The organism is Methylobacterium cerastii, from assembly GCF_022179125.1.
Lineage (GTDB): Bacteria > Pseudomonadota > Alphaproteobacteria > Rhizobiales > Beijerinckiaceae > Methylobacterium > Methylobacterium cerastii.
Window position 1 is genome coordinate 1 of the sequence record NZ_BPQG01000014.1, and the last position, 11,958, is coordinate 11,958.

Annotated in this window: 5 protein-coding genes, 6 pseudogenes and 1 other annotated feature; of the genes and pseudogenes, 9 read left to right on the plus strand and 2 right to left on the minus strand. The window is 56.9% G+C overall.

Annotated elements, in window-relative coordinates:
* Positions 1-495 precede the first annotated feature (495 nt).
* The 9 genes and pseudogenes from MFF13_RS06360 to MFF13_RS06400 all read left to right on the plus strand — a co-directional run.
* Positions 496-1,249 (plus strand): annotated as a pseudogene (locus tag MFF13_RS06360) (IS6 family transposase).
* Between the two features lie 192 nt (positions 1,250-1,441).
* Positions 1,442-2,455: a hypothetical protein gene (locus tag MFF13_RS06365; protein ID WP_238271491.1), complete on the plus strand. Its 1,014-nt coding sequence runs from the start codon at positions 1,442-1,444 to the stop codon at positions 2,453-2,455.
* A 1,041-nt stretch (positions 2,456-3,496) separates the two neighbouring features.
* A pseudogene (locus tag MFF13_RS06370) lies at positions 3,497-3,733 on the plus strand (DDE-type integrase/transposase/recombinase); the annotation flags it as partial.
* Between the two features lie 287 nt (positions 3,734-4,020).
* A complete protein-coding gene (locus MFF13_RS06375; RefSeq protein ID WP_238271493.1) occupies positions 4,021-5,367 on the plus strand; it encodes a hypothetical protein in 1,347 nt (448 codons plus the stop codon).
* A 112-nt stretch (positions 5,368-5,479) separates the two neighbouring features.
* Positions 5,480-5,670: pseudogene (locus MFF13_RS06380) on the plus strand (transposase); the annotation flags it as partial.
* 364 nt (positions 5,671-6,034) lie between these two features.
* Positions 6,035-6,787 carry an ABC transporter permease gene (locus tag MFF13_RS06385; RefSeq protein WP_238271495.1) on the plus strand — a complete coding sequence of 251 codons (753 nt, stop codon included), beginning with the start codon at positions 6,035-6,037 and terminating at the stop codon, positions 6,785-6,787.
* A gap of 348 nt (positions 6,788-7,135) precedes the next feature.
* Positions 7,136-8,364 (plus strand): IS3 family transposase gene (locus MFF13_RS06390; protein WP_238271497.1). Its coding sequence is split into 2 segments (ribosomal slippage): positions 7,136-7,424 and positions 7,424-8,364, totalling 1,230 coding nucleotides; the frame shifts between segments, so codons are not numbered across the junction.
* Positions 7,417-7,533, plus strand: a sequence feature (AL1L pseudoknot). It overlaps the preceding gene by 117 nt.
* A 39-nt stretch (positions 8,365-8,403) precedes the next feature.
* A pseudogene (locus MFF13_RS06395) lies at positions 8,404-8,909 on the plus strand (IS5 family transposase); the annotation flags it as partial.
* Between the two features lie 3 nt (positions 8,910-8,912).
* A pseudogene (locus tag MFF13_RS06400) lies at positions 8,913-9,439 on the plus strand (IS5 family transposase); the annotation flags it as partial.
* A gap of 201 nt (positions 9,440-9,640) precedes the next feature.
* Here the strand turns inward: MFF13_RS06400 and MFF13_RS06405 are convergent.
* Both MFF13_RS06405 and MFF13_RS06410 read right to left on the minus strand, forming a co-directional pair.
* Positions 9,641-10,765 carry a class I SAM-dependent methyltransferase gene (locus MFF13_RS06405; protein ID WP_238271499.1) on the minus strand — a complete coding sequence of 375 codons (1,125 nt, stop codon included), beginning with the start codon at positions 10,763-10,765 and terminating at the stop codon, positions 9,641-9,643.
* A gap of 410 nt (positions 10,766-11,175) precedes the next feature.
* Positions 11,176-11,958: pseudogene (locus tag MFF13_RS06410) on the minus strand (IS5 family transposase); the annotation flags it as partial.

Genomic DNA, 11,958 nt, shown 5'->3' on the forward strand with positions numbered 1-11,958 from the left:
CGCAACCGCCGCCTGAATGGTCGTATAATCACCATTGCCAGACTGATCTACAAATATCGTTGCCATAACAACAATTCCTCCCGGATTTTTTAACTTAGATTATTATGTGCCAGAGTAATCGAACGAAACCAGTCTGATTCGTCGATCATACAACCAATGACTGCGTCAGCGTAATTTCGTCAAGTGGGTATATAAAAATTAAAGATTATAAGATTGGTGTTTATGCAAGCGTCGTTGGCCCTCTCCCTGCTAATGTGCAATTCGCAGTCAGCCTACTTAGCCGTCACCCCATCGTTCCAAACCGAATGTATCGATCAAAGCAGCGCGGCTTGGCGTAGCCAGAATGGGCTGCAGCCCTAATTCCGCCGGTACTTAACTTGCAGTCGGCTGCCTCGAGCTAGCCGCCACGGGCCTGTCGCAAGCGCGAATGCGGCTTCGCTCACGGGTCGCTAGCCATCCCTGACCAGCTTGCCGCCTCCGCCCTGGAGCCGGCCTATGATCCTGTCCGCTATCGCCGCCAAGCTCAAGCAGCGCGCCAAGGCCGACTTCAAGGGCCGGCACTACGAGGCGGCGCTCATCGTCCAGGCCGTCTCCTGGTACCTGCGCTACCCACTCAGCTACCGCGATATCGAGGAGCTGCTCCTGGAACGCGGCCTGGAGGTCGATCACAGCACCCTGAACCGTTGGGTTCTGGCCTACGCACCGCTGATCGAGAAGCGGTTGAGGCAGTTCCGCCGACCACACTGCGGATCCGTCCGGATCGACGAAACCTACATCAAGGTGCGCGGTGAGTGGCGCTACCTCTACCGGGCCGTCGACAAGCACGGCAATCCGGTCGACTTCCTCCTCACAGCCAACCGCGATCTCGATGCGGCCAAGCGGTTCTTCCGCAAGATGCTTTCGGCCGAGCCGTTGCTCGCTCCGGATCGCATCGGCACGGATGGCGCCCGCCCTTACCCACCGGCCATCGCCGAGAGCCGGAAGGCGGGCCTGCTGCCGCGCACCCCAACCCACTACGTCACCAAGCACCTGCAGCAGGGGATCGAGAGCGACCACTTCCGGGTGAAGCGGTCGATGCCGCGGGTCGGTGGCTTCCGCTCGTTCAACACGGCCCGGCGCACGATCCAGGGCTTCGAGGCCATGCTCTGGCTGCGCAAAGGCTTCAGCTTTACCGGCGCATAGACGGTGCGCAAAGCAAGACCAGCTGTTGGCACTCTGCTTCGGGCTCTCCCAGGAGAACAAAGGGTGAAAGTGGGACGGCTGAGGTCGTTCCGCGCCTCAGATCCGAGTTCGCGACACGCCCATTTGAAAGAGGGGAGGGGGTCCTCCTGCACCGCTGCAGATTGTATGCGGACTGCTGAACACGCAGGCAGAAATTTGGGGCTGCTGTTCCCGAATTTTGGTGCCACTGTTCCCGTGAAGCCCTACCGTGACTCGCAGCATGACAACCGGTCGACCGCTCACTCCCGAAGAACAGCAGCGCCTCGAGCGCCGCGAACGGACGCTGAAAAACCGCCGGGGTCGGCGCAACCCCGCCACCATGCCCGACCGCCTGGCGCGCACCTCCGCGTTCGTGCCGCGCAAGATCAACCTGGTCACTGATAGCAATTTCACCCGCGTCTACGAAGTGCCAGGCTACTCGGTCGTTGAGGTGAGAGGGCGCGAACTAGGCAGCCAGCACCGAGATGCCATCTATGCCCTGTTCCGACTCAAGCGGGACAAGGTGTCCGTGCCGAACCCGGACTACCGGCCGGGCACGTTCATCTCGCCCACGTGGACCTTCTACGAGACCCGCACGAGTTGGCGTGAGCTGATCCGCGTCATGGGGCGCACCGAGCACGTCAACAACCTGCTGAGCCTCGTGCATGTGTTCCAGGAGATCCAGCAGGTCAGCGTGCTGATTCACGAAGGGCGCTCACTGGTCGAACTCGATAAGATCAAAAAGACCCGCGCCGGCGGTGCCCTGCCAGACGGTCGCGGCAGCGCCGCGCCGCTAATCACTGAAGTGACCTGGGAGGGCGCCCAGCTCGATAGCAGCGTAGTCGTGCGCTACGGACCGAGCGTGCTACACATGATCGAGAAGGCGCACTTGGTCAGCATCAACGCCGACGTACAGTTCCGTCTCAAGGGCGATCACGCCAAATCATTCTGGCCCTTCATCGACAGCCAGCCAGCGCACGCGTGGATTGATGAAACTCGTCTGGCCGAGCTAGCCGGCCGTGATCTGTGGGCGGAGAAAGAGACCAGTGCGACCCGAGCGCAGTTCCGCAAGGACTGCCGACAGGCCTTCGCCGACATGGTCGCCGCCGGCGGTCTGAAAGACTGGCGCGAAGAGATCACCGGGTCAGGCTGGAGGAAGTCGCGGCGCTATCACTACGTCCACGCCGCACCCACGCAGCTGGAGGTGGATCTTGCCCGTTCCGCCGGTCAAGCTGCTGCACAGCTTATCGCCTAAGCTACTGAAGTTGTTTATCTTTGACGGGAAGTGCAGCCCCAAATTCATGATTAGCGTGCGCAAGGTGGTCTTGAACAGGGCGCAGCCCGAGGTGTCTAATAAGTCATTGTTTTCACTGACTAGGGTCGGGAAGTGCAGCCCCAATTTGGCCTGCTGAAGCGGCCTGTAATAGACAATTTGCCCACAAGAGGGGAGGAGCACAGACCCCTATCCAGCTACCGGAACAGCAGCCCCAAATTTCGGCGGAAAACCACGCGAGCTCACCACATTCGGATCATCGAGGTACCCTGTGGATAAGGCGCCGCCCACGGGAAGTGCAGCCCCAAATTTGCGGAAGTGCAGCCCCAAACTCGGGAAGTGCAGCCCCAAACTACCGGAATCCCGGCCCCAAATTTGATGCGTAACCCCATGTTTCATCAGGGAAATTTTTATAAAGACTCTCTTTATAGATATCTAAAGAGACCTTCTTACAGACGGAGGTCAATTTCCGGTCTTTTCGAACCAAACTGTGAACCAACAGTAGACAACCTGTGATTTCCACAGGTTGTAGGTCACAACGACCGTCCCTTTTTGCCATCCGGCAAAAACCCGCTTCCCAATCCAAACCGGAAACCAGCTCTAATTAAATCTGACTAAGTCAGCCCTATAGACCAACAGGAATTACTGCCGAGAGTATGAGTGGCAAGGCGACCTGAGGGGCTTCAGGAAGCGTTTTGACCGGCGCAATCGACAAAGTGACGTCAATGACCTAAAAACAATTCCTACGCCTTCTTGAAGGGTTCGTCCCTACGCAAAAGGTAGAGGGGCTGATGCACTCGCAACGCAACCGCGCACTACGGATGGGCATGGCCGTTCGCAAAGTGAATTTTGCCGCCACTGGCCGAATTTGGGGCCAGTGTTCCGGTAGCGCCCGGGCTGCCACAGCTGCAGCAGCGAGATTACCATGCTCGCCGATGGCATCAGCCACAATCTCAGCATCCGTCGCCACACGCTGAGTCCCAGTCATAGAAGCTTAAACGGTAAGGATAGCGGCACAATCCGGTCGATTTTCTGCTGACCGCTAACCGAGACTTGGTCACCGCCATGCGGTTCTTCCGCAGAACACTTTTGGCCGAGCCGTTGCTCGCACCGGACCGCAGCGGTACGGATAGCGCCAGCACCTGCCCTCCGGCCATCGCCGAGAGCCCAAGGGCAAGCCTGCTATCGCGAACGCCGATCCACTACGTTACCAAATATCTGGAGGAGAGGATCGAGAGCGACCATTTCCGGGTGAAACAGTCTGCTCGAACCCATCGCTAGTATCCCTCCTGCCGAGGCCGAACCACGCTACTATGCCCAGGCCAAAGTCCAAGCCTTAGCAACCTGACCTAAACCAAATGGCTTTTGGGAAACTCGGCGCGATTCAAAATGGCCTTGGAGATGGATGTGTTTCAGTATCTGTTCAAACGGCGAACCGGTCACGAAAATGAGTCGTAGGGAATAGCACTACTACTATGTTCGCGTTGCAACAAAGTCGGTTATGGTTTTAAGCTCGCCCGATGTTTGCATCGAAGTCACGCTGCCTCATGTTTATCGCCATGGCGATGCTCAGCGCCCTCGCCTGCCGAGCCTTTGCCGAAGATGCGTCGTCGATCATTTGGCCGGAGCCCGGCAAGCGAGCAACGATCAGCCGGCCGTTTGCGGGCTCGACTATTACGGTTGGCGTCTCGTCGCGTACGGCTGGCGCTATCGATAGCCTGACCTGGAGCGGTACGCAGTTCATCAATGCCTACGACCACGGTCGCGAACTACAATCAGCCTCGTCTTACGACGGCTACGGTGAGTGCCTCAACCCGACTGAGGCCGGCAGCGACGGAGATGCCAAAGGCCTACGAAGTTCAAGCTTGCTCAACGCTCTCGAGATTGGGCCAACGACGCTGCTGACGCGCACACAAATGGCCTACTTCATGTCTCCAGGCCGGCCAGTTGGCACGTGCCCGCGAGGACCTGGCCCTTACAAAACATCGCGCTCGGACGACGTACTGACGAAGCGCGTGACACTAGGGGCTGCAGGCATCGCCAACGCAATAGAGTACCACGCGACCTTCACGACCGCGCAGACCCATGCCTCTGCCACCTTCGAAGTGGCGACCGCCTACATGCCGCCAGACTTCGCCCGCTTCTCAAGCTTCGACCCAACGACGGGCGAGGCTACCACCCTCTCGTCGAAGCCTGGCGAGCAGGGCATGCCGGTGATATTCTCCACCGCCGACGGCTCGCGAGCGATGGGCGTCTACAGCCCAGGCCTCCCTCAGCCCACGATGCCGAGCTTAGGTTACGGCAGCTTCGACTTCTCGACACTGCCGGGATCCGGCAATGCTACGGTCAAGTGGAACTGCGTGTTCCGCGCGACCGCTATCCCAGCAGGTGACCACACCTACACCTGCTACGTGCTTGTTGGCACGCTACAGGATGTAAAGGCCGGTATGCGGGCCCTGCGCACCGCGCTAGTTAGTATCCCGGCGCCTATTGCAAGATCAGACGCAGCCCCGACGGTGCAGGCTGAAATAGTAACAGGCGTGATGCTCTTTGTTGGGACACAACCCGGCTGCAACGCTGGCGAGGTCACGGTCGATCCCAGTTACAAGGGATGCACCACAGCGCCTGTGGGATTGACACTGGCGCTGCGTTCCTCGACGGGAGATGTGGCCGTCTATGCCGGTACGGAGGCCGGGATCGACGCGGGAGTTGTCACTAGCAACCCACGTCATCTCAATGCCAGTACGCGGCCGATCGGCTTTCTTACCAACGTCGGCTCAGGCGGGATCCAACTCTACGTCGGCACACAAGGAGGCTGCAATGCAGGAGTTGTCTCTACCAACCCGGCCCATCTCGGCTGCCGCAGCGCTTCGCTCGGAGCCGCTGCGCGTTAGATCCTGTTTCATAACGGGCTGAACAGGTTAGCTTTTGGGTAAGCGGCGGGCATCATGGGTGTTGGGAGAGTGTCTGACGCTCACCCAGGAACCCCGATGTGGACGCCCACCGATCTACGATCGGCCCGTCGCCCGCGCCGAGTTTGCGCGCGAGGGCCCGCCCTACGCAACCAGCCTTAGTGATGCCGAGTAGGCGGTGCTTGCGCCGCTTCTGCCTGCGCCTCCAGCATAGGGCGACCGTGGCGCCGGCCACTGCGCGCGGTCTTTGACGGCATCCTGTACGTGCTGCGGACAGGATGCGCGTAGCGGCATCTGCCGCTGGACTTCCCGCCGTGGAGCACGGTGCATCGTTGCAGACGCCAAGGAGGTCTCGCAACCAGACAGCTAATGCCTGATCTGCCCCCCTGCTTTGCCGAACCCATCCTGGCGTTCGCACCACTGTTCGTCCGTCGCTCGTGGCGACAGTATGGACATAAAAGAGGCTCATATTGCGGCTTAGAGTGTGCAAAAAATAGTTTCAGAGCCATTCTCTTCGATATAAGGATATAATACCTATTAATAATTTTATAAACGCCTTGAGCCATTCCACAATTGGAGCAGGTCTAGTTATAATTTTAGTGACTCAGGTAGAGGTGTTGTCAATAACATGACTTCTAGACGAAGCCGAATGGAATCTTACCTACATGTTCTTCATGCGCTAATGTTGCGTGATATGCGCACTCGTTTCGGAGGATCTCATTGGGGTTATGCGGTGGTGGTGTTGTGGCCTGTAGTACACGTTTTTTTGCTTGTACTAATTTTTGTCACCCGTAGCGTTCCGGCTCCAATTGGCGACAGTAGAGCTATATTTTTTGCAAGTGGCGCGGTCCCCGTTTTAGCATTTCAATATATTGCTCGCGAGGTTATGAAAGCTGTGCTTTCTAATCGTCCATTGACATACTATCCTCAAGTTAAACTATTTGACGTAATTTTTTCAAGAATCATTGTAGAAATTGTAACAGGATTTTTAGGACTGATAGTAATATTCTCAATACTGGTCTTGTGCGGCATTAATCCAGTCCCGGCCGATCCATTCACGGCTATGTGCGGTTATATAGCTGCGATACTACTGGGCATTGGTGTTGGCACTGTCAATGTCAGCATAATTGCATTTTTCCCGGCATGGGTAATTGGTTTTATCCTATTTACTGTTGTGATATATACAACAAGCGGTGTAATGTTTTTGCCTAATTTTTTACCAGAGCAGATTTATGAATTTTTAAAATACAATCCCGCGGTTCAGGTGATTGAATGGGTACGCCTAGGCTATTATCCTGATTTGCCGATAAATGTCGATTATACATACACATTGTTTTTTGCTTTATCTTGCCTCGTAATAGGATTGTTTTTAGAAAAACATTTAGTAAGAAAGATGACTTAAAAATATACATCTATATGGCGAAGCTTGCAGCCCTAGGGTCAAAACCGCATCAATGTGTTGCAGATGCAATGGTTTTATAATCCAAAGCCGTCGCTTGGAGTTCCGATGCGGTGATGACAGACTTGTTCTGGCTCTTCTATCAACTCTCATTGATTAGGGTCTGTTAGCGTCTGAACAGAGTTCACGCGGCTGCGTTTTTCCTTCGATGGAAGGAGATGGCATGCTGAGTGACGCGCAATGGTCCGTACTGGAGCCGATGGTGGAGGCGTGTCGTCCGCACGCCAAGAAGCCGCCCGAATGAACCGCGCCGGGTTTCCCGGAGGCTCCAACTCTTGAGAGGATGGAGCCATGACGAAGCGAACCCCACCCTATTCCCCCGAGGTCCGTGCCCGCGCGGTGCGGATGGTCCTGGATCATCAAGGCGAGCATGCCTCGCAATGGGCGGCGATCAATTCGATCGCGGCCAAGATCGGCTGCTCGGGCGAGACGCTCCGGAACTGGATCCGGCAGTCCGAGCGGGACACGGGACAGCGGGGCGGCCCGAGCACGGACGAGCGCGAGCGGATCAAAGCGCTGGAGCGCGAGAACCGTGAACTGCGCCAAGCCAACGAGATCCTGAGGAAGGCGTCGGCGTATTTTGCCATGGCGGAGCTCGACCGCCGGTCGCGGACATGATCGCGTTTATCGATGACCATCGGGCCGTCTATGGGGTCGAGCCGATCTGCAGGGTGCTGCCGATCGCCCCGTCGACGTACCATGCCCATGCCGCGCGGCGTGCCGATCCCGGGAAGCTACCGGCACGGGCCAGGAGCGACGCGGCGCTGATGGTCGAGATCCGGCGCGTGTTCGAGGCGAACTTCCACGTCTACGGGGTGCGCAAGGTCTGGCGGCAGCTCGGCCGGGACGGGATCGTGGTGGCTCGGTGCACCGTGGCGCGGCTGATGCGGGCGATGGGACTGAAGGGTGTCGTGCGGGGCAAGACGGTCCGGACGACGATCCCCGATCCGGCAGCTCCGTGCCCGCTCGACCGGGTCAACCGACAGTTCAAGGCACCGCGCCCGAACGCTTTGTGGGTCAGCGATTTCACCTACGTCGCGACCTGGTCCGGCTTCGTCTATGTGGCCTTCGTCATCGACGTCTTCGCCCGCCGCATCGTCGGCTGGCGGGTCTCCCGAACCGCCCATGCCGCCTTCGTGCTCGACGCTTTGGAGCAGGCCCTGCACGAGCGCCGTCCCCACCAGGGTGATGGGCTCGTGCACCATAGCGATAGGGGCTCGCAATACCTATCGATCCGCTACACCGAGCGGCTCGCCGAGGCCGGTGTCGAGCCTTCCGTCGGCAGCGTCGGCGACAGCTACGACAATGCCCTCGCCGAGACGATCAACGGGCTGTTCAAAGCCGAAGTGATCCATCGGCGTGGACCATGGCGGTCGTTCGAGGCCGTCGAGTTCGCCACCCTCGAATGGGTCGACTGGTTCAACACCCGTCGTCTGCTCGAACCGATCGGGAATATCCCTCCCGCCGAGGCTGAAGCGCGCTACTATGCCCAGGCCGAGGTGCAAACCTTGGCAGCCTGAATCAAACCAAATGGCCTCCGGGAAACCCGGCGCGGTTCATTTCTCGATGGCACGAATATCCGCGCCCACCAGAAGGCGGCAGGCGCCGCAAAAAAGGGGATCCTCAAGCTGAACGGGACGCACGTGAAGCGCTTGGGCGCTCTCGTGGCGGCTTTGGCACCAAGGCCTGCGTCGTCGCCGACGGCTTAGGACGTGCGGTGGCCTTCGTCCTGGCCCCCGGACAAGCGCATGAACTCCCCCATGCCGCCGCCTTGCTCGACAGCCTCCCCGGCATTCCGAAATGGGTCGTGGCCGATCGCGGCTATGCCAGCCATGCCTTTCGACAGCATGTCTGGGATCGCGGAGCACGACCGGCCATCCCCTGCAAACGCAATGAGGCGCCGGTCGCCTGTCCAGACTGGATCTACAATAACCGCAACCAAGTCGAACGCCTCTGGGCGCGGCTCAAGGAATGGCGCGCCGTCGCAACACGATACGAAAAGACAGCCCCCAGCTTCATGGACGTCCTCTGCCTCAAAGCCGCCTGCGACTGGATCAGACGCTAACAAGCCCTAACGCGAACTGGAGCGAGCGACGCGGTCGCCTTCGACAGCACCTATATTCAGGTCCACCGCTGCGCCCACGGCGGCAAAGGGGGGCAACGCGCAAGGCCTCGGCCCCTCATCCTGAGCTTGTCGAAGCGGGCACGGTGGGCAGTCCACACCCTCACCGACGCCCTCGGCCGTCGCTGTGTCCTACTGCTAACGCCGGGCAACGCCAGCGATGTGACGAGCGCCGCGGCGGTGCTGGCCGAGGCCCCGGGCGCATCCGCCGCTTGGCCGCCGACAATAGCTACGACGCCGATTGACTGCGCGCCGACCTACGGACCAAAAGCATCACAGCAGTCATACCGGGCAGGTACGGCCGTAAACGCCGCATCCGCCACGAACAGCCCCGTTACCGCGAGCGCTGGCGCATCGAGGCTACCTTCAACCGTCTCAAGGATTCCCGCCGCATCGCCACCTGCTACGACAAGCTGGCGCGCAACGACACCTTCACCCTCTCACTCGCCGCCGTCATCGCCTCCTGGTGCTGATGAAGCTCGACCCTAAGGTGGCCTGAATGGCGAGTGTGCCGGTTGCCTCGACATCGCAAAGGGTCGTGTCACCTGCGTTGCCAGCCACATGGCCGCCAACGCCCTCTATAATCCAGCCTGAAATGGTCACCTCAAATAGGATCTAAGACGATCTCAATCGCTATTCATTGAACGAACTAGGAAATTAGTAAATTTTATTCTTCAAATATAACGCCTAACGGAATGAATAATTTTTCTAATATAGTTTCCTCGAATATGTTTTAACAGATTATTATTACACTCGTTCAGCATTATTTCTAATTTTGCAGCATTAGATTTTTCTCTTGAAAGCATTTCTACAGATTGATTTAGTGACTTTTCCACCTCGAATATATTATTATTACTGATTTCGATCAATTCTTGCAAATTAATAATTCTTAAATCTTTATTATCAATGATGCTTATAGCTTGTTTGAGTTCAGCACCTTGCTCAGCGAAAGCTGAGTTTACACGGTTCAGCTCAGCACCTTGCTCAGCGAAAGCTGATTTTACACGGTTCAGCTCAGTACTTTTCTCAGCTAGAGACAAGTTGATACCAGAAAGTTCTTCCACTTTTTTAATAAGATGAGTTTCCTTACCAACGGAGGTCCATCTAGCGCCGATACTTGCAAGCCTTTCCCGTAAAACATGCGTTGCAGACCCGTTAAGGCTGCACAGTGATTTAATGAATAGACTAGGATCTTCTCCTACGGACAGCACTCCAAGCCCGTGGCCATGCAGAAATTCAAAGGAGGGATGTGCAGCTCGAAGTTCCTCCCATAAACGATAAACGCCAAAATCCCCTTGTCTTACATTTGTATCGTGGAATAGTATAACACCTCTACTTGAAAGCTTACATTTCCAGCTGTCGAAATCAGCCTTGACGGCATCATAAGTATGCAGACCGTCAATATGTAAAAGGTCTATTGAGCCATCCGAAAAAAATTTTAGAGCGTCTTCAAACTTTGAGCGAATTAATTCCGCGCAATGCCTGTATCGCATATAAACTAAGTCATGCAGACTTGTGTACACATCTTCTCCGTAAAAACCCGCTTGATGATCACCGCCCCATGTATCTATAGCATAACACCGACCTGAGATATTTGCTCGTTGCATGGCGTCGCAGAATGCCAAAAATGAAACACCGTTGTGTGTTCCAAGTTCAACAACTGTGTCTGGCCGCATTTGCTCAATTATTAAAGCAGCGAAGGGCACATGCTCCCACCAAGCGCTGTCTACTCCTATGCGCGGTGGAACGCGAAATAAAGGAGCAATATTAGAGCTACAAATTTCTTCAAACACTGCCATTTTGCTTCCTCTTCTTGCATGAATATTTTATATTATTCCGTATAATTTTAACAACTATAGAACGTATTTGGCGAAAATCAAGTTCCATAATTAATAATAATTAATATGAAATAGAAAGCTATATCATTTACAGTATCTTCGATATTTATTAATTCAATTTTTATATTAAAATTTGTAAACAAAATTCGTAGTTAATGACTGCAGTATTTAGGATGTAATTTTCCTTGGTGTTCGGCGTCTAAGGGTTTTCTCTAATTGAAATTCGTGAAGCAAGCTATTTCCTGATAGATGTTTTTTGGTTCCGGCTGTATCGCTCTCGCGGGTCACGCGCTTCTCTTCGCGGTCGGCGCGAGGCCGCCGTAGGGCGGGGGCAGGAGAGCGAGGCGTCTCATTCTGTTTCAGACCCCTTTTTATAAGGCTCGGGCGATCTGTCTGACGAGGATCATGGCCACGACGAGGGACGAAGAAGGCGAGCGCAGAAGACGGGGTAGCCTCGTGGTCGCAAGCCAGCCTGCGGCAGCGGGCGATCCAACTGAGCGTCCGCTCGATGACCCACCGCCTAGGCTGCACCGCGAAGCCCTTCTGGCCTTCCGGGGGTTCGACGATCTCGACCGTGGTGGTGGTGGCCGCGCCAAGGCGCTCGCCTCGATAGGCTCGGTCAGCAAAGCAGCGGGCCAGGAAAGGAACAGCCCACGCGATGCACGAAGCAAGGCAATCGCGCCGTGGCTGTCGTGCAGGTCAGCGGGTGAGACCCCAGCCACGAGCAGGCGGCCGTCCGGATCCGTCAGCGCATGGCGTCCTCATCCTGAGCTTGTCGAAGGGGCACCTGACGACCCGCCGGGCCGGATCGTAACCGCGCTTGCTGGCTACCCCCACGCCACCCGAGCGGGCAGCTTGCGCATCGACGACACAGCCGGTCGGGCGGGCCTCGCGTCCGACCCGCGCACGGTCGGCCAGCGTGAGGGCATGGGCGAGGCGTTCGAACACGCCTGTCTGGGAAAGGCGCAAGAACCAACGATGCACCGTGCTCCACGGCGGGAAGTCCAGCGGCAGATGCCGCTACGCGCATCCTGTCCGCAGCACGTACAGGATGCCGTCAAAGACCGCGCGCAGTGGCCGGCGCCACGGTCGCCCTATGCTGGAGGCGCAGGCAGAAGCGGCGCAAGCACCGCCTGATCCTCCCCCGGTTCCAC

Excerpts from the sequence above, each read along its gene's own strand:
- MFF13_RS06405 (WP_238271499.1), bottom strand. The coding sequence starts at position 10,765 with ATGGCAGTGTTTGAAGAAATTTGTAGCTCTAATATTGCTCCTTTATTT.
- MFF13_RS06385 (WP_238271495.1), top strand. The coding sequence starts at position 6,035 with ATGGAATCTTACCTACATGTTCTTCATGCGCTAATGTTGCGTGATATG.
- MFF13_RS06365 (WP_238271491.1), top strand. The coding sequence starts at position 1,442 with ATGACAACCGGTCGACCGCTCACTCCCGAAGAACAGCAGCGCCTCGAG.
- MFF13_RS06375 (WP_238271493.1), top strand. The coding sequence starts at position 4,021 with ATGTTTATCGCCATGGCGATGCTCAGCGCCCTCGCCTGCCGAGCCTTT.